This window comes from Rhizobium sp. YTU87027 (assembly GCF_050644135.1).
In the GTDB taxonomy this organism is placed as follows: domain Bacteria; phylum Pseudomonadota; class Alphaproteobacteria; order Rhizobiales; family Rhizobiaceae; genus Rhizobium.
In genome coordinates this window covers 663315-683650 of the sequence record NZ_CP098440.1, presented here as the reverse complement: position 1 = coordinate 683650, position 20336 = coordinate 663315, and the positions used below count along the sequence as shown (strand labels likewise).

Here is a 20336-nt window from a genome sequence, read left to right as displayed (position 1 = left end):
GAAACCCTCAAATGAACGCAGCGCAGGACGGCGTCCGGCCGTCTTACGCTGCGCTGATGTCATCGTCAGTCGCGTCTATCTGGCGGGCGCCACGAGACAGAAGAATGCGCCCTGCGGATCGGTCGCCTGGATGATCCAGCTGCCGCCGGGCACTTCCATCGGACCGTTCAACACCGTGCCGCCGCCGGCCTTGACGCGCTCGATGGCCGCATCGATGGCCGGCACATTGAAGTAGTAAGCCCATGCAGGCATGGGGACATTCGGCGGCTTGGTCATCATGCCGCCGACAGGGGTGCCGTGTTCGGCAAAGATCGTATAGGCACCCATCTCGCCCATGTCGAAGTCATGATCCTTCGTCCAGCCAAAAAGCTTCGAATAGAATGTGAGGGCTTCCGCACCGTTGCCGGCATAGAGCTCGTGCCAACCGATGTGGCCCGGCGTGCCCATCGGCGCGGGAGGCGCTGGATTGTCCCTCGGCAGCGGCGTCATGATGCAGATCACCGCCCCGTGCGGATCGGCGACGACGGCAAAGCGCCCAACCGTCGGAATATCCGCAGGCTCGCGGCGGACCGAGCCGCCGTTGGCGGCAAAATCCCTCGCCGTCTTATCGACATCATCCACCGCGACGTAGCCCGTCCAGTTCGGCGGGATACCCTTCCCTTCCAGTTCGGCGGGAAAATCCATCAGCCCGGCGACGCCCGCGCCATTGGCTTCGAAGATCGTATAGGGCGGCAGGTCCTGGATCGTCATATCGTTTGTGGTCCACCCGACAACCTTGCCGTAGAATTCGGCTGCGGCCTTGGGATCGGGGGTCATCAGTTCGCACCAGATGAATTTGCCGTGGGTTTCGGACATCGTGTTCTCCATTTGGGTTTGACGAACGGCACGCCGTTCTCTGCCCGCAGCTACTGCTTGCGGGTGTAATGCGCCTCCATGAACTGCTTCCAGGAGCCGTCTGGCTGCCTGGCGGCAGAATTGAACGTGCGGTGGTCGCGATCGTGAAAAATGAGCTGCTCGCGATACTCGGCAAGCTTCCTTGCGTCAGCGAAGTCGGGGCCTGTCGTATGGAGGCTCAAGGTCTTGCCGTCGTCGGACACATCACCCTCATAGACCCACAGATGGTCCATCATGGTGCCGATCCAGGTGCCGACATATTTGCCCTTGTCGGCGTTGTAGCCGAGGGTGAGCACGGTCGTTGCCGCGCCACCGCCCGGCATCTGGCCGGAGCCTTCGGCGACGAACCAAATACCGTGAAGCGACCGCACGATTTCCGTCCAAGGCTCCTGTCCGGTCATCCCGGGCGCTATTACATCCCAGACGCCGACAAGGTCTTCCAGGAACTCGTGCTCCTTCAGAACTTTTGCTTGCTGCATCGTCCTTCTCCCGTGGGATGATGGTCGCAGATCTCAGTGACAGCAGGATGGCTCGCTCGTGCGCGGCTCGTATTCGTCGTGACGCTTGACGAAATCCATCGTGCTATCTTCGTTGCGGCCCTTCGGCGCGCGATCGAGGATCATCAAGGTGCCAACCGCCTCTTCAAGCCCGCGTGCGTAGGTCGAGTAAGTGTGGAAGACCTCGCCGTCGTCATTCTTGTAGAACGCGCTGAGGCCGGGCAGCTCGTCATGGGCGTTGGCGGGCTCGATCGCCTCGAAATTGTAGACGACCTTGTCCTTCGCCAGATCCTCCGGGCTGAAAGACACGTGGTAGTCGAAGTTGAAGCTGTTATCGAAGGATGACACCCACGGGAATTTCCAGCCCATGCGCTTCTTGTAGGCCTCGATCTTGGCCAGGGGCGCGCGTGAAACGGCGACCCAGGTGACATCGTGATTGTTGAGATGCGGAAGCGTTCCGTCCACATGATCCGACAGGAACGAGCATCCGGGGCAACCGGCCTCCCAATCGGGGCCAAGCATGAAGTGATAGATCAGGAGCTGGCTGCGGCCATCGAAGAGTTCGGCAAGGCTTTTCTTTCCCTGCGGCGCATCGAAGACGTAATTTTTGTCGACCTTGACCCAGGGCAAGGCCATGCGCTCGGCATTGACCTTGTCCCTCAGATGCGTTGCTTCCTTCTCCTTGAGAAGCAGCGCGCGGCGGGCTTCCAGCCATTCTTCACGGGAAACGACTTGGTTATGCATCACGAGCACCCTCCTCCGGCGCGATCGAGACGTGGCGGTCCATGTTGCTTTTCCTTGACTAATTACATTGATATCAATAGAAATTGGACATGTCAAACGCGGTAGAGATTCCCTTTTCAACGACGCTTCTGGTGCGCGACACGTGCCTTTGCCTGCATGTGCAGCGGGCGGCGCGCGCACTGGCGCGGCTCTTCGACGATGCGCTTCGCCCTGTCGGGCTCACCAACGGCCAGTTCTCGCTGATGATGTCGCTGAACCGCCCGGAGCCACCGCCGATGGGACCGGTCGCGACCCTGCTTGCGATGGATCAGACGACATTGACGGCAGCGCTCAAGCCATTGCAGCGCCGTGGTTGGGTAAATGTAACGCAGAATGCGAAAGACAAGCGCCGGCGCTTGCTAAGCCTGACGCCGGAGGGCAAGGCGGTGCTCGCGGCCGCAGTGCCGATCTGGGAAAGCACCCACGCCAGCCTCGAGCAGGCCCTGCCGGATGGCGACATCGGAAGATTGCGACGCGACCTGCAGGCGCTCTCCTGAAGACCGGTCGCATGTGACAACGCTTCAGTCGCGCGCCATGCGCGGGTCTGACGCGAAATCCTCCACCGAGAATCCAATTCTGACTTTCGGAAATTCGCAGAGCGCCTGGACGCCAATGCCCGAAAGCCGGATCCTCCATGTCTGGCGCTCAACGGGCTCGCGGGCGGCAAATGCCGCCGCCGTCAAAAGCGCGATGTTACGGCCGCGCTGCGGATCGCGCACGGATTCGTAGAGGATTGCTTGGGAGCCCGCCTCCCGCGCCGCGTCCGCGAGGGCCTGGCACGGCGCGTAGTTCTGAGGATCCGTCCATATCGCACGATCGACGTCGAGCGGCGGGCGCGTGAGATCGATTGCTGACGGCGTAGCGATCGCAGCGGCAAAGGCGGTGTATTCGGCGGCGTTAGCGGGAAGCGCCGTGGCGGGCGATTCCGAATAGAACAGCAGCCTATAGAAGGCCATTTCCGCAAGCGCGGTTTCTACCCGCTCGGACGCATAGAAGACGCCGAGCGTACGCCCTGCCCGGCGGAAGCGCGATCCATGCGGATAGACGGCGCCGTAGCGGAATGGCGTGGCGAGCAGGTAGTCGAGGCCAATGCATTCCGGTGGCAGCGCCGGCTTGCTTTTTTCGAGCAGGGTTTCGAGCAAGGCCTGCTCATCGAGCGTATCGACAAGCTTCAGCGTCGAAATCTGATGTTGTGCTTCGACCAGCCGCCAGAACCTGCCCGAGATCGCCCGTGTCTCAGACGAGAGCGCGGCGGGCGTCCAGATAGGCAAGGACATCGGTCAATCCCGAGATGGTGACGATTTTTTCGAGGGGCGTCGCGCCGAGCGCCGTGTTGGCGTTGCGCAGCCATTGACGGGCGATGACTTCGTCACCGCCGACAATCGCGTCGAGCGAGCGAAACAGGCGCACCAGCAGGATCGCAAGTTCAAAGGACTTCGAGCCACGCTCGAGCAAATAGTCCTGCCGCTTCATGCGCGAGATCGTCGCCTCGGAAACGCCAAGCACTGCTGAAAGTGTTCGGGCGTTGAGGCCGAGATGGTCGGCGGCATTGACGGCGGCCTTGGTGATCACGGTTGCTTCAGGAGACCGGACGCCAGAGATCGGATGCGCTATAGCCATGCCATATTCCTTTCACAGGAAAGAATATAGCACTTTATTTTCATATGAAAAGAGCGTCGCGATACACGACGCTCTTCCGCAATTATAATCAGGCAACGGTGACCGGAACTTCGGTCGACGTGCGCATCGCGTGGCTATAGGGGCACACGATATGAGCTGCAGCAGCAAGCTTCTCAGCGGTCGGCTTGTCGAGGCCAGGAATATTGACCGTCAGGGCGACTTCGATGCCGAAACCGGTACCATCTTCGCGCGGGCCGATGCCGACCGTCGCGCTGACCGTAGTGTCCTCGGGAATCTTGACCTTTTCCTTGCCGGCGACAAATTTCAAAGCACCGAGGAAGCAGGCCGAATAGCCGGCTGCAAAGAGCTGTTCAGGGTTGGTGCCAGTCGCGCCGTCGCCACCGAGTTCCTTCGGAACCGTCAGCGTCACATCGAGAACGCCGTTTTCGGAAACGGCGCGGCCAGCGCGGCCACCGGTGGCGGAAGCCTTGGTCGTATAGAGGATAGGCATATCAGTCTCCTTTGTGTTGGGGTTGGATTTTGTATATCGCGCAATTAAATTGTACGCAAGTGAATTTTGCAAATTGCATTTCGAATTTGAAAAGAGGACAATTGGGCTCTTGGGAAGGACGATGATGAAAGTGCATCTGGCAAAGACGATGGAAATTCCGGAAGAGGAAAAGCGGCTCGAGAACCAGCTCTGCTTTGCGGTCTATTCGACAGCGCATGCCTTCACCCGCGCCTACAAGCCGATTCTCGACAAGGTCGGCCTCACCTACCCGCAATATCTGGTCATGTTGGCGCTGTGGGAGAAGTCCGAACAGCCGGTCAAGGCAATCGGCGAGCAACTCGATCTCGACTCCGGCACCCTCTCTCCCCTGCTCAAGCGCCTGGAGCAAACCGGACTGATCAAGCGCACGCGCGATTCCCGCGACGAACGACAGGTCATCGTATCGCTGACAGACAAGGGCCGGGCAATGCGGAGCGAGATCGACACAATCATGACCGCCATCGGTCAGGCGGCGGGCTGCACGCTCGAAGAAATGAAGACCATCCGAGGCCTGTTGAGGGGCCTGCGCTCAAACCTTACGGCTGCGGTATAGAGAGGTCGCGGTCGCAGCAACAGGGCTGGCCAAACCTTACCGATCCCAGAGCGCGGCATGGCCGGAATGATTGCCCGGCAGGTCAAATTCTCGTTGGTTTTCGACGACAGCAGCGGCGCGGCTTTGCGGCAGAAGCTCGATCTTCAGCCGCGCGACAACGGCCGTTGTTATCTCGTCTTGAACCTCGAAGATTTGCCCGAAATGACGATCGAAGCGGTCCGCCCAGACGATTCCGCCGGTTCGCGCATCGACAAGTTCGGTCGTCAACCGCAATTCGCGGCCGCTCACGCGGGCACTTCCGCTAAGGACGTAGGCTACACCAAGCGCTAGGGCGACGTCCGGCAGGCGATCGACCTTGTCGCGATAAGCAAAGCTCAAGTTCTTCGATGCGACAAAGAGATTGGGAATCTTCGCCAACGCAGTGATGATGTCCTCGACAATGCCGTCTGCGATCCATGTGTGCCGACCACCAGGCACCGCGACCGTGAACGGAAGCACCGCAATCGAGGGCCGCCCCGACGGACTGACTGCCGCAGACGGCAACAGAGCCTCGCTGCGCCGCACGAGTTTCTCGTCCAAGGCATAACCGCGGCACGGAATGGTGCGAATGAGCTTTGCTGCGCCCTCGCCCAGCGTCCTGCGTATATCCGTCACGCACTGGCTGAGCGAGCCGTCCGTGACGGCTACATTTGGCCAGACGGCTGAAACCAGTTCGTCCTTGGTGACGACGCGCCCCGAATTTTCAAGCAGATAAGTCAGCAACGCCAAGGATTTGGGGCGCAAACGAACATCCTGCCCGCCCTTACGCAACCGGCCCTGTTGCAAATCGAGTTGGTGTCCCGCGAATTCGAACATCGACATTGGATGCTCCGAATGTTGGCGCGCAATTTAGCAAACGCTTCCCACCACGACAACGAAGTGTATCGAAGCGCGGCACCGAAACCAAAGAATTTCAGAGAAATTTCAAAAGCGCTTCAGCCGGACTTCAAGACAACCACACGGACAAATGGGAGGCTTTGCCGTTACAACTGCAGCTTGGGGGAGCCACCATGACATTCCTGCACCTACATGGCGTTCGCACTTTTTCGCCGACAGCAGCATTTTCGGGAACATGGCACGCGCTCGCGCATCTGGTCCCGCATGGGGAATACCATTCAACGACAGATCATGCTGCATGCCGAGCGTTGGATAAGCTTGACGACGAGCAACTCGCCGATATCGGTATCGTCAGACACGACGAGTTTGCCGGTTGGCATGAGTCAGCAAGAGGCATCGATCCTGACGCGATCATCTCACATAGCTACTCGTGGCGGTAAATTTCGGCCCGAGACGGTACCGTCTCCCCGGTAAGGCGCTATTTCCCTCGGCGGGAAGATGCTGTCTCCCCGGCAAAAGGGAGACAGCGGGACGCAAATCGATCACTGCAGAACGACGACCGGCGCCTTGTTCGGCACGCGGTCATAGAGGTCGATAATATCCTGGTTCAGCAGTCGCACGCAGCCCGATGACACGGCCTTACCGATGGAGCGCCAGTCCGGGTTGCCGTGCAGGCGGTAGAGCGTGTCTTCGCCATTCGAGAAGATGTAGAGCGCACGCGCGCCGAGCGGATTCTTCAGGCCTGGCTCCATGCCGCCGTTTTCAATCGAATACTTGGTGAGCTCCGGCTGGCGCGCGACCATCTCATTCGGCGGCTTCCAGCGCGGCCACCTCTGACGCCACTGAATGACGCCCGTGCCCTGCCAGGCAAATCCTTCGCGGCCGACACCAATGCCGTAACGCATCGCGGTACCGCCGGGCTGCACGAGGTAGAGGAAACGTGAGGGGGTATCGACGACGATCGTGCCGGGCGCCTGGCCGGTCGGATCGACGACCTGCTGACGATAAAAGCGCGGATCGATCTTCTGGTAGGGCACGGCCGGAATGAGAAAGCCGCCGTCCTCTATGGGGCCGTACATGACCTCCAGCTCGGCATCACCCGGAGCCAGCGGCGCCTGGAACGTGTTGACCGGGGGGGTGCGCATGACGACCGGCTGAGCCATGGGAGGCGGCCCGGCCGTGGATGCGCAGCCAGCCAGGGCCGAAGCCGCGGTCATGGCCGAAAGCGAAAGGAAGCTGCGGCGGGAAAGGGATGTTTCAAAGCTCATAACGCGGGTCTGGGTTCCTGTTGCGCTGGAAGGACGACGCCCTTCGCGGAGGGTGGTTCAACGCCGGTGACGACACAGGAAATTACCGTCTTGCGCTAAATAAACCACTACCTCACGAAGTCGTGTCCGTCCGACGACCGACGATATCGCCCGCGCTGTTGCGCGTCTACATCACGACGATCTCGGCCTTCGCCGGAACGCGGTCATAGAGGTCGACCACATCCTGGTTCAGCATGCGGACGCAACCCGACGACGTGGACTTCCCGACCGACTGCCAATCCGGAGTCCCGTGGATGCGGTAAAGCGTATCCTGACCATCCTTGAAGATATAAAGAGCGCGCGCACCCAGCGGATTTCCAAGACCTGGGTTCATGCCGCCGTTTTCCGCTGAGAAGGCCCGGACGTCAGGCTGGCGTGAGACCATTTCGGCGGGCGGCGTCCAGCGCGGCCATTTTTGCTTCCACTGAATGACGCCCCGGCCGGACCATGCATAGCCTTCGCGGCCGAGGCCGACGCCGTAGCGCATCGCCTTGCCGCCGGGCTCGACAAAATAGAGGTGTTTGGTTTTCGTATCGACGATGATCGTACCGGGCTTCTCTTTGGTCGGATAGGCGACCTCCTGCCGCAGATACTGTGGGTCGATGCGGCTGATCGGTATCGCTGGCAACGTGAAGTCGGTATCGCGCACCTGGCCATACAAGGCGCCATTCACTGGATTGGTGACGGGCAGGCCGTAGGTCCGGCTGAAGTTCGCGCCTGGGATACCATAGGTCTGATTATAGATCGTCGGCGGCACACCCGTCCTCTGCGGGACCGGCGTATCCACCGGCTTGACGCGCATGGGATCGACACCGGGCGGGTTATAGAAAACAGGGGATGTTTCCTGCACGAAGCGGGCAGGATCGGTGGCACCGGTATCCGGAATGAGGATATTGCAACCACTCAGGCAAAGAGCAGCGGCCGCAAGCCCAGCAAATGGCGACACCCGGCTGAGAACAGTCATAAAACACCCTCATCGACAACAGCGAGACGTATAGCTGCGGCAAGGATGGCACTTGCGGCTGGCGCGAGGCTGGTCACCAGATCAGCCTCGCATCAATGGACGTCGGACCACGATCAGGCCGAGACCCCGTGGAAAAACTTTATGCTCTGTTCAATCTCCGCCGGCAACGCCGAGGTGTGGTTGCCGGTCACCGTATCCGTTTCGATCTGGACACCGCCGGAGCGGGCGCGGCTGGCAAGCAGGCCGGCGCGGTCGTTGAAATGCGCCTCCTCAGTGCCATGGACGACACGGACGGGGCATTTGAAGCTCTTGGCATAGCAGAGCGCACTGCGGACCTCGAATTCGTGGGCGTTGCTGTCGTCGAAACGAATGTCCTGCGGGTAGCGATTGAAGAAACGAAACGCATCCGGATTGCCGGAGATCGGCGCCGCGGCGCGGAATTTGTGGCTGCTCATCGCCGCAAGCATGGTCAGCGTACCGCCGATGCTGTGGCCGGCGACAAACAGGCGGTTGCCATCGACGCCGGGAAGATGCTGCAGACGGTCGGCCGCCGAGAGCACATCGTCGACCTCGTCGTAGAAGCCCGAGAAATTGCCCATCTGGCCATTTTCGCCGCGCAGCGACGGCATCATCACCACGAAGCCCGCGTCGACATAGGCCTTGAGCAGAACCCAGTGGCCAAGACCCATGGCGTTGCCGCCGTGCAGGAACAGAACACCTGGCTTTGGCTTGCCGCCACGCTTGTATTTGGAGACCCAGGCAACCAGTTCCAATTCGCCGCCATAGCCGGACCGGTAGAAGATCTTCTCACCGTCCGCGGGCGCGTCGAGCGGTTCATACTTGTCGGGAGCCGGCCCCTTCTGCAAGAGCTTAGTATGGAAGTGCTTGCGGACCTTGGCATAGTCGTGATCGATCAGTCTCGGCACGTCCGGAACGTCGAATGCACTAGCCATGCGCGGGAGCAGGAGGGCTCCGGCCAGGCCTGCAAGAACCGTGCGGCGTTGGCGGAGAAAAGAATTACCTTTGTCTGACGTCATTTCACACTTCCATGGTTCCCGGCGATTCGAAAATTGCACCGGAAGCGCGCGGTCGCCAACACACGTTGTGTTGAAAACTGTGATCCTGCGGCGTTTTGCGCCAGAAAAACTACTGATCGCCCTTGGCATCGATCATGGCGACCAGCGTCTGAAGGCGATCCGCCTCGTAGGACGGCTTATCGGGGCGCAGACGGGAGATCCGCGGAAAGCGCATCGCCACGCCCGACTTGTGGCGGGTGGAGCGATTGATGCCTTCGAAGGCAACTTCCACGACGAAGCCGAAATCCTTGTCCGCCCTGACGGCCCGTACCGGACCAAAGCGCTCCGTCGTGTTGTTGCGAACGAACTTGTCCAGCAGTTCCAGTTCGGCATCCGTGAAGCCGAAATAGGCTTTGCCAACAGGCACCAGCTGTTCTCCCTCCGGTGTCTCGGTCCAGACGCCGAAGGTGAAATCCGAATAATAGCTCGACCGCTTGCCATGGCCGCGCTGCGCATACATCAGCACGGCGTCGACATTATAGGGGTTGCGCTTCCATTTGAACCACGGCCCCTTCAAGCGCCCCGCCTGATAGATGCTGTCGCGGCGCTTGATCATCACCCCCTCGATGACAGGATCCGGCGGTGACGACCGCAGTTGATCCAGTTGGTCCCATGAAGAGAATTCGACCAGGGGCGAAAGATCGAAGCGGTCGTGCGGTGCACTGTCAATGACCTCCGCAAGACGTTCACGACGATCGACGTAGGAGCGACCACGCACGTCCTCCTCCCGATCGAAAAGCAGATCGTAGGCACGAATGAAGGCCGGATACTCGTCGAGCATCCTCGTCGTTACCGTCTTGCGGTTCAGGCGTTGCTGCAGATCGGAAAAGGTACGCGTCGGGCTGTTCGAGCGGGTGGTTCCGCCAACAAGCAGCTCGCCGTCCATCACGCCGTCGAAGCTGATCGAATCGACGATATCGGGAAATGCGCCTGATATATCGTCGCCGGAACGCGAGTAGATCTTGCGCGTGTCGCCGGAGCGCGACAGCTGCACGCGAATGCCGTCCCACTTCCACTCTGCTGCATATTCGGCTGGATCGAGCTGATCGAGATCCCCCTCCTCGACCGGATTGGCAAGCATGACGGAATGAAAGATCGCGGGCGTTGCCAGCACCGGCTTGTCACCCTGCCCTTCCAGCCAGCGAAACAACGGTTCGTAGGGAGGCTGCAGGCCATGCCACAGCGTCTCGATTTCGGTCACGTCGCAGCCGCCCATGTCGGCGAGTGCCTGCTTCGCCAATCGCGAGGACATACCGATGCGGAGCGCGCCGGTCGCGAGCTTGATGAAGGCGAAACGACCCGACGTGTCCAGCCGATCAAGCAGGTCGCGCACGAAGCTGCGGACTTCGGTGCGCCCGAGCGCGTTCATCTGCGTGACGACGTCGCCAAGCCGCGGCTGGGCAAGGGCCGACCGTTCGATGTCCTTCTCGGTGTCCCAGACGAGCGAGATCGTCTCCGCCAGATCGCCGACATAGTCGTAGGAATAGCGGAAGAGCATCTCGTCCATCCGCTCCAGCACCAGCTCGCGCAGCATGGCTGGTTTGACGTTGCGCACTTCAAGCGTGCCGGCGATGGCGGCAAGGCCGTAGCCGCGATCCGGATCCGGGGTGTCGCGGAAGTAGTCGGAGAGCAGTTTCAGCTTGCCGTTGCGGCTGGGGGTGAGCACGAGGCGATCGAGAAGGTCGGCGAATGCTTTCATCAGTCGGCCTCGTCTTCATAGCCGACCAGGTGGAGCGGTCGGGCCTTGATGCCCTGCAACTGACACCAGCGAACCAGCGCCTCCTCGCGACCATGCGTCACCCACACTTCCTCGGGGCGCAAGTCGCCGATCGTCTCGGTCAGTTCCGGCCAGTCGCAATGATCGGAGATGACCAGCGGCAGTTCGACGCCCTGCTGCTTGGCGCGCTGACGCACCATCATCCAGCCCGACGCAAATGCCGGCAAAGGCTCGTTGAAGCGTCGTGCCCAGCGATCGGCAAAGGCCGAGGACGGGCCGACGACAATGGCTCCCTTGAAGGCGGACTTGTCGCGGCTCTCGATGGTCGCCGGGCGAAGGTCACCAAGATCGATGCCCTGCTCCATGTAGTAGTCGCAGAGCCGTTCCATCGCGCCGTGGATATATATCGGCTGGTCGTAGCCGGTATCGCGCAACAGGCGGATCACGCGCTGCGCCTTGCCGAGCGCATAGGCGCCGATCAGATGCGTGCGCTCCGGAAACTGCCGCAGCGAGGCGTAGAGCTTGCCCATTTCATCGACGGGATCGGGATGGTGGAAGACCGGTAGCCCGAAGGTCGCCTCGGTGATGAAGACGTCGCAGGGCACCGGCACGTAGGCCGCGCATGTTGGGTCCACGCGTCGCTTGTAGTCACCCGAGACGACGATGCGCGTACCGCTCTTCTCGATGGCGATCTGCGCCGAGCCGAGCACATGGCCGGCCGGATGAAAGCTGACCCTGACGCCGTTGATCAGGATCTCTTCGCCGAAGGCGGCAGCCTGCTCGCTTCCGCAGAAGCCGTCGCCATAGCGGATCTGCATGATGTCGAGCGTCTGGCGCGTCGCGAGCACGTTTGCATGGCCGGGCCGCGCGTGATCGGAATGGCCGTGGGTGATCAGGGCGTGCTCGACCGGCCGCACGGGATCCACATAGAATCCTCCCTCGGGACAATAGAGCCCTTCGGGGGCGGGATAGAGCAAGGCGTCTGGTCTCATGCCTGCAAAGATAGCGGGAAAGAATGGAAGGGCCAGTGGCATGCGTGACGCGGCCGGGAGATGCTTGCCTGTACCAAAATGAAACAAACCCACTGGCACGTTTCCTGCAGAATGATGGCAATGAGGAAAACTTCGTTAACATCTTCGCGCCGCGACCTCTTCCGCCTTGCGGGAGCATCGGCGCTCGCACTGATCGCTTCCCGTAGCTTGGCGGCAACACGCGAAGGCGATCTGCGTGGAGCGATCGACGCGGTCCAATACAAGACGACGCCCAGCGCGGCCGACCGCAGGAGCGTCGGCCTGCAGAAGATGATCGATCAGGCCGCAGCGGAAAACGTGCCGGTTTTCCTGCCGCCCGGCACCTACAAGGTTTCCAATCTCGTGCTGCCGGAGAATACGCGGATAACAGGCGTACCGGGAGCGTCGCGCATCATCTACACCGGCGACGGCCACCTCTTTAGCGCTGACAACATTAAGCGTGTCGAGCTGTCGAACATAGCCATCGACGGCCAGAACCGTTGGCTCGGCGACTACGCCGGCGCACTGTTGCAGTTTACCGGCGTCGACGAGGTGATGATCGACAATTGCGAGATCGGCGGCAGCCGCAAGCATGCCCTGCAGCTGGAGCGATGCGGCGGCCGGATCGAGCGCAGCCGGATATCAGGTGCGGGCCAGTCCGGCATCTATGCCGTCGAATCCGACGGGCTCTCGATCACTAGCAACGAAGTCTTCGACTGCGGCAATGGCGGCATTCTCGTGCACCGCTGGAAGAAAGCGGCGGATAACAGCGTCGTCAGCGGCAACCGCATCTACCGGATCAAGGCCAATGACGGCGGCACCGGCCAGAACGGCAACGGCATCAATATCTTCCGCGCCGACAACGTGATGGTGGCGAACAACCACATTTCCGATTGCGCTTTCACCGCAATCCGCGCCAATTCGGCCTCCGATGTCCAGATCACCGGCAACCAGTGCCGACGCTCGGGCGAGACGGCGATCTATGTCGAGTTCGAGTTTGTGGGCGCCGTTGTCTCCAACAACATCGTGAACGGCGCGGCAAACGGCATCTCGATCGCCAACTTCGACCAGGGCGGCAGATTGGCCAGCGTGACCGGCAATGTGGTGCGCAACCTGACGCTCAAAGGCCCCTACGAGCATGAGGTCGGCTTCGGTATAGGCATTGCCGCCGAAGCGGATACGCTGGTCTCCGGCAACATCATCGAAGGTGCACCACGATGGGGCATGCAGCTCGGCTGGGGTCCCTATCTGCGCAACCTCGTCGTGACCGGAAACATCATCCGCAAGGCGCCGGTCGGCTGTGCGGTCTCGGTGGCAGAGGGTGCCGGAACGGCGGTCATCACCGACAATGTGTTTCAGGAAACGTCCGGCGGCGCCGTCCTCGGCTTCGAATGGGACAAGAAGGTGTCGGACGAACTGGCGGCGACGGACTCCTCGCGCTATCCTCAATTGACGATCGAGCGCAACCGCATCTCCTGAGAAACATCAAAAGCTTTCATCGATTCATAAGGCTCGGCGGCTTCCGTCAAGACGTTTCCGCTCCTACCCTGCAGCCAGCGAATTAAGGGGGATATCGACATGCTGACGATCTATGGGGTCTATCGCTCGCGCGCCTCGCGCGTTTACTGGATGGCTGAGGAACTGGGGCTCGAATTTGAGTCCGTACGGGTCATTCAAGCCCGGCGACTTGCCAATCCGCTTGCCGCCGATGCACCTATTAATACGCTGTCGCCGGATTTCCTGGCAATCAATCCGATGGCGCTGATCCCGAGCATCAAGGACGGCGACCTCGTGATACACGAGTCGCTTGCCATCACACTTTATCTCGCACGTAAGCATGGCGGGCCTCTTGCCGGCCAAACCGTCGAAGAAGACGGTTTGATGACCATGTGGACCATCTGGGCAGCAACCGAGGTAGAACCGCATACGGTGAAGATCGTTTACGTCTATGACGACGAGAAACAGAACAGCGATGAGGGCAGGGCGACAATCAGTGTTGCGGTGCGTTCGCTGAAAAAGCCGTTCGCGACGCTGGAGAAGCATCTGGCGACGAACGAATACGTGGTCGGCAATCGCTTTACTGCCGCCGACCTCAACATCGCGGAGGTGCTTCGCTACGCCCAGACGGAACAGGCACTGTTCGACGCCCATCCGAATATCAGCGCCTGGATCAAACGTTGCCAGTCCCGCCCGGCCTATATTGCCATGCAGGCAACGCGTTCGCAGGAACCGGTCTGATCAGGGAAAGAGCTTGAGGGTACCGGCCATTTCCTCGCGGATCCAGGCCTTGAAATCCTTCACCTTCTTGGGTTCGCGCGCGCCTTCGGCCGTCACGAAGTAGTGGCCGAAGCCGGTTTTCGCGCGAATGCCGAAGGGCGCAACCAACTGGCCCTGCTGCAGAGCAAAACCCGCCAGCGTCTGCCAGGCGAGCATGACGCCCTGCCCTGCAATCGCTGCATCGAGGCAGAGCGAGGCGTCATTAAAGACGTGACGCGTCTCGAGCGTGGAACCCGAGAGGCCGACCTCACGCATCCAGACTTCCCAGCTAAACATCGCGCGGCCGTCGATCACGGCCGGCAGCGACAGGATATCGGCGGGCTCGCGCAGGCCCGCCGCCATGGCGGGCGAGCAGACAGGAAAAATCTCCTGCTGAAGCAACAACTCCGCCTTCACGTCGGGCCACTGCCCGCTGCCAACCCGGATGCCGACATCGACGTCGCAGAGCGCCGGATTGACGAGCCGGGTGGTGGCATCCATCCGCAGGCTGATTTCAGGGTGCCGCTCGGCAAAGCGATCGAGCCGATAGACGAGCCAGCGCGCGGCAAAGACAGGCGCCACCGAGATCGTCAGGATGCTGTCGTCGCGCCGCTGTGTCGTCGCGACGGCCTGTGACAGCGCATTGAAGCCCTCAGTCAAACCGACCAGCAGCCGCGCGCCTGCCACCGTTGCGACCATGCCCTTCGGCGTGCGTTCGAAAATCACGTGGTCGAGTTGTGCTTCGGCTTTGATGACCTGCTGGCTGACCGCGCCGATCGAGACCCCGAGTTCCTCGGCCGCGGCCTGCAGGGAGCCGAGCCGGCCTACTGCCTCGAGCGCGCGCAATCCATTCAGGTGAACCGAGTTCAAGTTTCGCATATAGTTTTTCTATACTGAGATGATGGTAATCTCAATTGAAACGTGCCCGGGTGGCCGCAATAATCAGGCTGTGTTGAGCACATACTCCGTTCGCCACCCTGGAAGGAAGCGAGGCACGCCATGCAAATCCTGAAGTTTTTCTTGAGCGTCGAGACAGTAGTGCCGCCATACAGCGCGGATATCAAGCGAGATCCGTTGTACCATCCTGACCTGGCACGGATGTCACCGACGGCGTTAGCCGACCTGCCGCTCGGCCCGCGACCAGGCACGCAAACGCCCGAACGGCAACCGCTCGCAAGATGCGCATGACGCTCAGAAATCTGTTAGTTTGAGTGAGCTTTCATTCGAGCGAACCGAAATGACCGGCAGTGTCGACACGATATATGCGCGCCTCAAGCGTCTTTCCTCGGAAGCCAATCTGCCTGATGTCGAGGAAAGCACATCCTACGGCAACCCGGCGCTGAAGGTCGGCGGCAAATCCTTCGTGGCTGTCAAGAACAACGAGACCATCGTGCTTTCCATCTCGATTGACGACAAGGAGCGGCTAATCGAGATGGCGCCTGACATCTACTATCAGACACCCCACTATATCGGCTGGCCATATATGCTCCTGCATGCCGCCATGATCAGCGACGCCGAACTGAAGGAACGGCTGATCAGCGCATGGCGGTTCCGTGCGCCAAAGAGATTTGCCGCTAGTTTTCAGGGCTAGCGCACCGCCCGGCACTTGCCTCCGGCGGTGCTCGGGATCTGGAACCGCTTGTTAGGCCTGCTCGCGCTCCAATGCTCGTTGCACGGCCGGCCGTTCCATCATCTGGGCGTAATGTGCGGTCGCCTTTCTGAAGCGAGCCGGATCGACGCCGTCTGGCCGAAGCCAGCCAGTCATGACGAAGAGATAGGGATCGGCGACCGAGTAATACTCGCCCATCACCCACGGACCTTCCAGCATCTGCGCATCGATGAGTTCGAAGCACTCGGCCATCGTCTGAGGTACCTTCGCCTTCATCGCTTCGTGAGCTGTCGGATCATCCGCCCAACGGCTACCGCGGCGGCCATGCGCGTGGTTCACATGCACGGTCGAACACAGGTAATTGTTGAACGCCTGCATCCGGGCGAACTCGAAGGGATCGAGCGGCGCCAGCTGCGCGGCCGGCGCGACCTGCGCGATGTAGGCGAGGATCGCCGGCGTTTCGGTGACAATGCCGCGATCCGTTAGCAGTGCCGGAACCCTGCCCTTGGGATTGACCGCCAGATATTCTGGAGAACGCTGCTCCGCTGCGGCAAAATTCAGCTTCCTCGTCTTGAACGGCAGCCCAGACTCTTCCAGTGCGATGAGGCTTGCGAGCGCACAGGTATGCGGCGCGAAATACAATGTCAGCATGATCGACTCCCTTCGATGCTGACTTTATAGCGCGGCGATCCGCAAACGCACAGATCGAGGCCGGCAAGCCGGCCTCTCAGAATCAAGCTGCTTCAGGCACAGCCCGGAACATCTTCGATCCGATGCCAGACTGGAATGCCGCGTTCACGCGCGATCCGCACATCGTTGTCCGCGCCCTTGGATTCCCCCTCAAGCCGAAGCACTCCATCGCAAAGCTGTAGCAGCCGGCCAGCAACGGGATGGAATATCTCCTCGTAGAGATCATCGCCAACGGTCTTTCCGCCTGCGGCGTTCCACACCGGCAAGGCCACCCATTCTCCAATCATCGGCACATGGCCCGCTTTGAACAGCCTGTGCGAGGGTTGCTCCAGCCGCTGCAGGTTGGCAGCCATTTTTGCCGGGTCGTCCCCGGTTCCCGACCTGTAGGGCCCGGCAATTAGAATCAACATGATCAAGCTCCATTTCCCTCGGCTTCATGCACGAGATGTCCGATATCTGCACGATATTTCTTGAATGTCGAATCATTTCGTGCAGTATTACGATAATTCGTGCACAGATCGGATCAGGGCCATGCTTACAAGCCAGCGCAAATCGTTGATCCTCGACATTCTCAGGCGGGACGGCCAGGTGATTGCCAAACGCATCGCCGAAGATTTATCGCTGTCGGAGGACACGATCCGTCGCGACCTCAGGGAGATGGCGGCGGAGGGATTGTTGAAACGCGTGCACGGCGGGGCGATGCCCGTTGCGCCTGGCCTGCCGGACTTCTCGACTCGAAAGGGTGTGTCTTCCGAACAGAAGGCGCGGCTCGGAAGGAAGGCAGCCTCACTCGTGCGGCCGGGCCAACTGATCTTTCTGGATGGCGGTACGACGACAGCGGAGATCGCCCGGCACCTGCCACGCGACTTTACGTTTTCAGTCGCGACACATAGCCCGACGATTGCCGCGGATCTGGAACACCACCCGACGGCCAGCGTGATCCTCATCGGCGGCAAGCTCTACAAGCACTCGATGGTGGCGGTCGGGTCCGTTGCCATGGCCGCGATCTCGCAGCTTCGACCAGACATCTTCTTTCTCGGAGCGACGGCTGCCCATCCGGTGCATGGTCTGTCGACGGGCGATTTCGAGGAAGCGGCCATCAAGCGGCACATAGTATCCTGCGCAGCCGAAACCTACGTGCCGCTAACGCAGGAAAAGTTCGACCACGTCTCCCCGTGCCAAGTGCTGCCGATCTCAGGCGTATCAGGGATCATTGTCATGGCAGACGTCGCCGCCACTACCATCGACCCCTACCGCAACCTTACGGCCGAGATCCTCGAAGCATGAACGGCTGGATGAGGCGCGCCTTCAGTTCCTCCAGGTTCTGCGGCAACAGGCTTACGGCGAGTCCGGCAACAAAGACTGCCAGGACAATGTAGGCGAAGGTGTCCCGGTCCATCCCGAGTGTCAGGAGATCATGCAGTCCGGGCTGCAACGCCGCGATCGACGTGGTAAGCCGCATCTCCCCGAGCATACGGCCCGGAATGGTCGCGAAGGCAGGCGCCTCCGACAGCGCCAGCAGCGCGCCATAGACGGCAGTGACGGAAATGGTCGCTCGCAGCAGGCGCCACGCGCCGAGTGGCCGCGCGCCACTCTCTTCGAACGACCAGCCGATATAGGCGCAGAAAGCCACGAAGAACAGGAACGCCGCGGGCAGCCCGTCGAGAACGGCTTCCGGCTTCAACTGGCCGGTCCAACCATTGGCGAGCAGCAGTGGAAACGGCGCCGATGCGACGAACCAGATTGCAGCGATAACGCCCCACATCCAGCTCATCGACAGATAATGAATGCGGGCAAGGGTAACGACGAGGATGATGCCGCCCGCGAGATAGACGCCCGACGGTTTCATCGACCCGGTCATGGTGACGACAATCGGTCCGCAAGAGCCGGCGATGCGGATGCAGCCCGACGAAACGACCGTCAGCCAGGTCACGTAATCGAAACACATGGTGAAGAAGAGGAAGATCGCGATGGCGATCAGCATCCACCAAAGATAGCGGCCCGCAAACATATCCTGCCCTCATGGCGTTCGATGTACCGGGCGAAGCGTAACTCAGCCTAGGAAAACCGCATCCGTTCTCGTGGGCTGTAGTTTCACATACATTAGCAATTTCTGTCCCTGCGGCGAGACTGTCCCGTTCCGGAACGGCTTATGCCGTCATCGCAGCCGTCGCGCGAATGTCGCCGACATGAATACCGTTCCAATTGTGCATCTGGACAGTCGCCATCGCGGTCAAGTTCGCGCGAATCGGATCGTCCTTGCCGAAGAACCGGCTGAGCGCAGCCGCAACCATCGCCTCCGAGGCACGCGAATGGCCGTCGTCGCACTTGATGGCGATCGCAATTCCCTGCTCGGGAATGGCCGCGCAGAAGACACCCTCGGCACCTGTTTTGGCGAAGATGCGGCCCGGAGCCACCTCCATCAGCTCGGTGCAAGCGCGGCCGGTTCCGGCCACATAGAAAGGCTCTGCCATGCAGGCATCGAAGAGCCGCCGGGAAGCCTTGGCGCGAAGCGGCTTGAGGCCGTGGCCGGTCGCCATCTTGGCAAACCCATGCGCCAAGCCGCGCAGAGGAACCGCATAGGTCGGGATGGAGCAGCCATCCGTGCCGCAATTGTCACGGCCGAGCGCCGCGCCGGTCAGGCTTTCCATGACGCCACGGATTTCGGCCTGCAGCGGATGGTCGTAGCCGACATATCCCTTCGGATCGACGCCCTGGTGGCAGCAAGCGCAGACAAAGCCGGCATGCTTGCCCGAGCAGTTGTTGTGCAGGGCAGTTGGCTTCCCGATCGTGTGCGCCTGGTGGATCAGCACCTTCTGGCTGGAGGACCAATGCGCCCCGCATTCGAGCGTTTCGACGTCACGCCCGGCCTTTGCCAGCATGGCGGCGGCGAGCGCCACATGCTCGTCCTCGCCATTGTGCGAGGAGCAGGCGAGCGCCAGTTCCTTATCGCCAAAGCCATAGGCATCCGCCGCGCCACTCTCCATCAGCGGCAGCGCTTGCATGGCCTTGCAGGCAGAACGCGGGAAGGTTGGCGCGTCGATATCGCCGATCGAGAACACGATCTTTCCATCACCATCGACGGCGACGACCGCGCCGCGATGCCGGCTTTCAACGAGCGAGCCTCGTGTGACTTCGACGGTGACGGGATTGGTCATGGCTTAATCCTGATCGTGTACGCAGATGCCTCACGCATAGCGAGTCGCGTCGATAAAGCAATTGTCTTTTAAAGGCTCCGCACCGCGCCGATATCAGTCAAGGCGGCGTGATGCGGTAGGCGCAGCGACGGGCACCAAGCAAGATATGCTCCTCGCGCTCGACTTTGGCGCCGAGCACGGCTCGAAAGGTCTCGAGCTCGGAGCGGCAGAAGCCGGCACAAACGCTTGCCGCGGCACAGATCGGGCAATGGTTTTCGACGAGCAGCAGCGAGCCGTCCGCCTCCTCCCAGCAGTCGGCCATATATCCTTCGCTGGTGCGTACGGCCGCAAGCTGCCGCACGCGGGATTGAATGTCCGCCGCGTCGACTTCTTGGCGATAGCGCTTGAGGGTGTCTGCTTCGCGGGCCGAAATGACGGCATCCAGGGCCGGCGTCCCCAGCTGCGCAACCAGCGTACTCAAGATCGTGGCGGTCAGTTCGGCATGGCCATCGGGAAAGGTTTGGTTGCCGGCAGCCGTCAGGTTCCAGAGCTGTCGCGGCCTCCCCCTGCCTGCCGCGCTTTCGTTCACCGCTTCAACCAGCCCCTCCTCCGCCATCTTCGTCAATTGCTGACGGGCGGCTTCCGAGGAAATGGCGAGCTTTGAGCCCACCGTCGCGGCAAGCTGAGGTCCTTCGGTCTTGATTAGCAACAGGATTCGGTTTGCAGGCGACTGTCTCATTTATTTTTCCAAGTTAACGCTTGCTTTAATGGCATGGCCGTGTATTTTTCCAAACAAT

25 protein-coding genes are annotated in these 20336 nt (G+C 60.8%); 7 read left to right on the top strand and 18 right to left on the bottom strand.

The features are described from left to right. Nucleotides 1–75: 75 nt before the first annotated feature. The 3 genes from NBG89_RS03425 to NBG89_RS03415 are packed head-to-tail and all read right to left on the bottom strand — an operon-like array spanning nt 76 to nt 2135. Entirely contained in the window at nt 76–855 is a 780-nt protein-coding gene (locus NBG89_RS03425) for a VOC family protein (protein WP_431321728.1), read from the bottom strand. A gap of 50 nt (nt 856–905) precedes the next feature. After that, entirely contained in the window at nt 906–1373 is a 468-nt protein-coding gene (locus NBG89_RS03420) for a DUF1579 domain-containing protein (protein WP_431321727.1), read from the bottom strand. A gap of 33 nt (nt 1374–1406) precedes the next feature. Then, nucleotides 1407–2135 (bottom strand): DUF899 domain-containing protein, encoded by a 729-nt coding sequence (locus NBG89_RS03415; RefSeq protein WP_431322766.1) that lies wholly within the window; start codon nt 2133–2135, stop codon nt 1407–1409. Between the two features lie 89 nt (nt 2136–2224). On the opposite strand from NBG89_RS03415, the gene NBG89_RS03410 reads away from it, so the two are divergent. Beyond that, nucleotides 2225–2671 carry a MarR family winged helix-turn-helix transcriptional regulator gene (locus tag NBG89_RS03410; RefSeq protein WP_431321726.1) on the top strand — a complete coding sequence of 149 codons (447 nt, stop codon included), beginning with the start codon at nt 2225–2227 and terminating at the stop codon, nt 2669–2671. A 24-nt stretch (nt 2672–2695) separates the two neighbouring features. Here NBG89_RS03410 and NBG89_RS03405 read toward each other — a convergent pair whose 3' ends face one another. The 3 genes from NBG89_RS03405 to NBG89_RS03395 form a co-directional block, all read right to left on the bottom strand. Beyond that, on the bottom strand, nt 2696–3451 hold the full coding sequence (locus NBG89_RS03405) for an RES family NAD+ phosphorylase (RefSeq protein ID WP_431321725.1): 756 nt from the start codon (nt 3449–3451) through the stop codon (nt 2696–2698). Next, nucleotides 3411–3794, bottom strand: a complete 384-nt coding sequence (locus tag NBG89_RS03400; RefSeq protein ID WP_431321724.1) for an MbcA/ParS/Xre antitoxin family protein — start codon at nt 3792–3794, stop codon at nt 3411–3413. Before NBG89_RS03400 ends, NBG89_RS03405 begins: the two co-directional genes overlap by 41 nt. 88 nt (nt 3795–3882) lie before the next feature. After that, nucleotides 3883–4305 (bottom strand): organic hydroperoxide resistance protein, encoded by a 423-nt coding sequence (locus tag NBG89_RS03395; protein ID WP_113574108.1) that lies wholly within the window; start codon nt 4303–4305, stop codon nt 3883–3885. A gap of 124 nt (nt 4306–4429) precedes the next feature. Between NBG89_RS03395 and NBG89_RS03390 the strand changes: the two genes are divergently transcribed. Beyond that, a complete protein-coding gene (locus NBG89_RS03390) occupies nt 4430–4897 on the top strand; it encodes a MarR family winged helix-turn-helix transcriptional regulator (protein ID WP_431322765.1) in 468 nt (155 codons plus the stop codon). Nucleotides 4898–4933: 36 nt separating this feature from the next. Here NBG89_RS03390 and NBG89_RS03385 read toward each other — a convergent pair whose 3' ends face one another. Further along, nucleotides 4934–5758: a winged helix-turn-helix domain-containing protein gene (locus tag NBG89_RS03385; RefSeq protein ID WP_431321723.1), complete on the bottom strand. Its 825-nt coding sequence runs from the start codon at nt 5756–5758 to the stop codon at nt 4934–4936. On the opposite strand from NBG89_RS03385, the gene NBG89_RS03380 reads away from it, so the two are divergent. Further along, nucleotides 5758–6213 (top strand): hypothetical protein, encoded by a 456-nt coding sequence (locus NBG89_RS03380; RefSeq protein WP_431321722.1) that lies wholly within the window; start codon nt 5758–5760, stop codon nt 6211–6213. The two genes, NBG89_RS03385 and NBG89_RS03380, sit on opposite strands and share 1 nt — an antisense overlap. Nucleotides 6214–6315: 102 nt before the next feature. Here the strand turns inward: NBG89_RS03380 and NBG89_RS03375 are convergent, their stop codons facing one another. The 5 genes from NBG89_RS03375 to NBG89_RS03355 all read right to left on the bottom strand — a co-directional run bounded on the left by NBG89_RS03375 (nt 6316) and on the right by NBG89_RS03355 (nt 11829). Then, the gene (locus NBG89_RS03375; protein WP_431321721.1) at nt 6316–7041 is read right to left on the bottom strand and encodes a L,D-transpeptidase family protein; all 726 of its coding nucleotides are present in this window, start codon (nt 7039–7041) and stop codon (nt 6316–6318) included. Nucleotides 7042–7207: 166 nt separating this feature from the next. Continuing rightward, nucleotides 7208–8044 carry a L,D-transpeptidase gene (locus tag NBG89_RS03370; protein WP_431321720.1) on the bottom strand — a complete coding sequence of 279 codons (837 nt, stop codon included), beginning with the start codon at nt 8042–8044 and terminating at the stop codon, nt 7208–7210. Nucleotides 8045–8157: 113 nt separating this feature from the next. Next, nucleotides 8158–9081 (bottom strand): alpha/beta hydrolase family protein, encoded by a 924-nt coding sequence (locus NBG89_RS03365; RefSeq protein WP_431321719.1) that lies wholly within the window; start codon nt 9079–9081, stop codon nt 8158–8160. 109 nt (nt 9082–9190) lie between these two features. Continuing rightward, entirely contained in the window at nt 9191–10819 is a 1629-nt protein-coding gene (locus NBG89_RS03360; protein ID WP_431321718.1) for a cisplatin damage response ATP-dependent DNA ligase, read from the bottom strand. Next, a complete protein-coding gene (locus NBG89_RS03355; protein ID WP_431321717.1) occupies nt 10819–11829 on the bottom strand; it encodes a ligase-associated DNA damage response exonuclease in 1011 nt (336 codons plus the stop codon). The genes NBG89_RS03360 and NBG89_RS03355 overlap by 1 nt, the downstream gene beginning before the upstream one ends. Nucleotides 11830–11949: 120 nt before the next feature. Between NBG89_RS03355 and NBG89_RS03350 the strand changes: the two genes are divergently transcribed. After that, nucleotides 11950–13326 carry a TIGR03808 family TAT-translocated repetitive protein gene (locus NBG89_RS03350; RefSeq protein ID WP_431321716.1) on the top strand — a complete coding sequence of 459 codons (1377 nt, stop codon included), beginning with the start codon at nt 11950–11952 and terminating at the stop codon, nt 13324–13326. A 99-nt stretch (nt 13327–13425) separates the two neighbouring features. Then, on the top strand, nt 13426–14085 hold the full coding sequence (locus NBG89_RS03345; protein WP_431321715.1) for a glutathione S-transferase family protein: 660 nt from the start codon (nt 13426–13428) through the stop codon (nt 14083–14085). Here NBG89_RS03345 and NBG89_RS03340 read toward each other — a convergent pair whose 3' ends face one another. Beyond that, on the bottom strand, nt 14086–14982 hold the full coding sequence (locus NBG89_RS03340; protein WP_431321714.1) for a LysR substrate-binding domain-containing protein: 897 nt from the start codon (nt 14980–14982) through the stop codon (nt 14086–14088). It abuts the gene before it with no gap. 358 nt (nt 14983–15340) lie between these two features. Here NBG89_RS03340 and NBG89_RS03335 point away from each other — a divergent pair, with 358 nt between their 5' ends. Next, nucleotides 15341–15694, top strand: a complete 354-nt coding sequence (locus tag NBG89_RS03335; protein ID WP_431321713.1) for an MmcQ/YjbR family DNA-binding protein — start codon at nt 15341–15343, stop codon at nt 15692–15694. Between the two features lie 51 nt (nt 15695–15745). On the opposite strand, the gene NBG89_RS03330 is transcribed toward NBG89_RS03335, so the two are convergent. Beyond that, on the bottom strand, nt 15746–16363 hold the full coding sequence (locus tag NBG89_RS03330; protein ID WP_431321712.1) for a glutathione S-transferase family protein: 618 nt from the start codon (nt 16361–16363) through the stop codon (nt 15746–15748). Between the two features lie 92 nt (nt 16364–16455). Beyond that, nucleotides 16456–16812: a DUF4406 domain-containing protein gene (locus tag NBG89_RS03325; RefSeq protein ID WP_431321711.1), complete on the bottom strand. Its 357-nt coding sequence runs from the start codon at nt 16810–16812 to the stop codon at nt 16456–16458. 121 nt (nt 16813–16933) lie between these two features. On the opposite strand from NBG89_RS03325, the gene NBG89_RS03320 reads away from it, so the two are divergent. Then, nucleotides 16934–17689, top strand: a complete 756-nt coding sequence (locus NBG89_RS03320; protein WP_431321710.1) for a DeoR/GlpR family DNA-binding transcription regulator — start codon at nt 16934–16936, stop codon at nt 17687–17689. On the opposite strand, the gene NBG89_RS03315 is transcribed toward NBG89_RS03320, so the two are convergent. From NBG89_RS03315 to NBG89_RS03305, 3 genes are all read right to left on the bottom strand, one after another. Beyond that, a complete protein-coding gene (locus tag NBG89_RS03315) occupies nt 17664–18413 on the bottom strand; it encodes a hypothetical protein (RefSeq protein WP_431321709.1) in 750 nt (249 codons plus the stop codon). The genes NBG89_RS03320 and NBG89_RS03315 overlap by 26 nt on opposite strands. A gap of 139 nt (nt 18414–18552) precedes the next feature. After that, a complete protein-coding gene (locus tag NBG89_RS03310; protein ID WP_431321708.1) occupies nt 18553–19560 on the bottom strand; it encodes an asparaginase in 1008 nt (335 codons plus the stop codon). Between the two features lie 97 nt (nt 19561–19657). Next, on the bottom strand, nt 19658–20278 hold the full coding sequence (locus NBG89_RS03305) for a helix-turn-helix transcriptional regulator (protein ID WP_431321707.1): 621 nt from the start codon (nt 20276–20278) through the stop codon (nt 19658–19660). Nucleotides 20279–20336: the final 58 nt, after the last annotated feature.

Coding starts and splice junctions, on each gene's coding strand:
- NBG89_RS03425 (WP_431321728.1), bottom strand. CDS start 855: ATGTCCGAAACCCACGGCAAATTCATCTGGTGCGAACTGATGACCCCC.
- NBG89_RS03420 (WP_431321727.1), bottom strand. CDS start 1,373: ATGCAGCAAGCAAAAGTTCTGAAGGAGCACGAGTTCCTGGAAGACCTT.
- NBG89_RS03415 (WP_431322766.1), bottom strand. CDS start 2,135: ATGCATAACCAAGTCGTTTCCCGTGAAGAATGGCTGGAAGCCCGCCGC.
- NBG89_RS03410 (WP_431321726.1), top strand. CDS start 2,225: ATGTCAAACGCGGTAGAGATTCCCTTTTCAACGACGCTTCTGGTGCGC.
- NBG89_RS03405 (WP_431321725.1), bottom strand. CDS start 3,451: ATGTCCTTGCCTATCTGGACGCCCGCCGCGCTCTCGTCTGAGACACGG.
- NBG89_RS03400 (WP_431321724.1), bottom strand. CDS start 3,794: ATGGCTATAGCGCATCCGATCTCTGGCGTCCGGTCTCCTGAAGCAACC.
- NBG89_RS03395 (WP_113574108.1), bottom strand. CDS start 4,305: ATGCCTATCCTCTATACGACCAAGGCTTCCGCCACCGGTGGCCGCGCT.
- NBG89_RS03390 (WP_431322765.1), top strand. CDS start 4,430: ATGAAAGTGCATCTGGCAAAGACGATGGAAATTCCGGAAGAGGAAAAG.
- NBG89_RS03385 (WP_431321723.1), bottom strand. CDS start 5,758: ATGTCGATGTTCGAATTCGCGGGACACCAACTCGATTTGCAACAGGGC.
- NBG89_RS03375 (WP_431321721.1), bottom strand. CDS start 7,041: ATGAGCTTTGAAACATCCCTTTCCCGCCGCAGCTTCCTTTCGCTTTCG.
- NBG89_RS03370 (WP_431321720.1), bottom strand. CDS start 8,044: ATGACTGTTCTCAGCCGGGTGTCGCCATTTGCTGGGCTTGCGGCCGCT.
- NBG89_RS03365 (WP_431321719.1), bottom strand. CDS start 9,081: ATGACGTCAGACAAAGGTAATTCTTTTCTCCGCCAACGCCGCACGGTT.
- NBG89_RS03360 (WP_431321718.1), bottom strand. CDS start 10,819: ATGAAAGCATTCGCCGACCTTCTCGATCGCCTCGTGCTCACCCCCAGC.
- NBG89_RS03355 (WP_431321717.1), bottom strand. CDS start 11,829: ATGAGACCAGACGCCTTGCTCTATCCCGCCCCCGAAGGGCTCTATTGT.
- NBG89_RS03350 (WP_431321716.1), top strand. CDS start 11,950: ATGAGGAAAACTTCGTTAACATCTTCGCGCCGCGACCTCTTCCGCCTT.
- NBG89_RS03345 (WP_431321715.1), top strand. CDS start 13,426: ATGCTGACGATCTATGGGGTCTATCGCTCGCGCGCCTCGCGCGTTTAC.
- NBG89_RS03340 (WP_431321714.1), bottom strand. CDS start 14,982: ATGCGAAACTTGAACTCGGTTCACCTGAATGGATTGCGCGCGCTCGAG.
- NBG89_RS03335 (WP_431321713.1), top strand. CDS start 15,341: ATGACCGGCAGTGTCGACACGATATATGCGCGCCTCAAGCGTCTTTCC.
- NBG89_RS03330 (WP_431321712.1), bottom strand. CDS start 16,363: ATGCTGACATTGTATTTCGCGCCGCATACCTGTGCGCTCGCAAGCCTC.
- NBG89_RS03325 (WP_431321711.1), bottom strand. CDS start 16,812: ATGTTGATTCTAATTGCCGGGCCCTACAGGTCGGGAACCGGGGACGAC.
- NBG89_RS03320 (WP_431321710.1), top strand. CDS start 16,934: ATGCTTACAAGCCAGCGCAAATCGTTGATCCTCGACATTCTCAGGCGG.
- NBG89_RS03315 (WP_431321709.1), bottom strand. CDS start 18,413: ATGTTTGCGGGCCGCTATCTTTGGTGGATGCTGATCGCCATCGCGATC.
- NBG89_RS03310 (WP_431321708.1), bottom strand. CDS start 19,560: ATGACCAATCCCGTCACCGTCGAAGTCACACGAGGCTCGCTCGTTGAA.
- NBG89_RS03305 (WP_431321707.1), bottom strand. CDS start 20,278: ATGAGACAGTCGCCTGCAAACCGAATCCTGTTGCTAATCAAGACCGAA.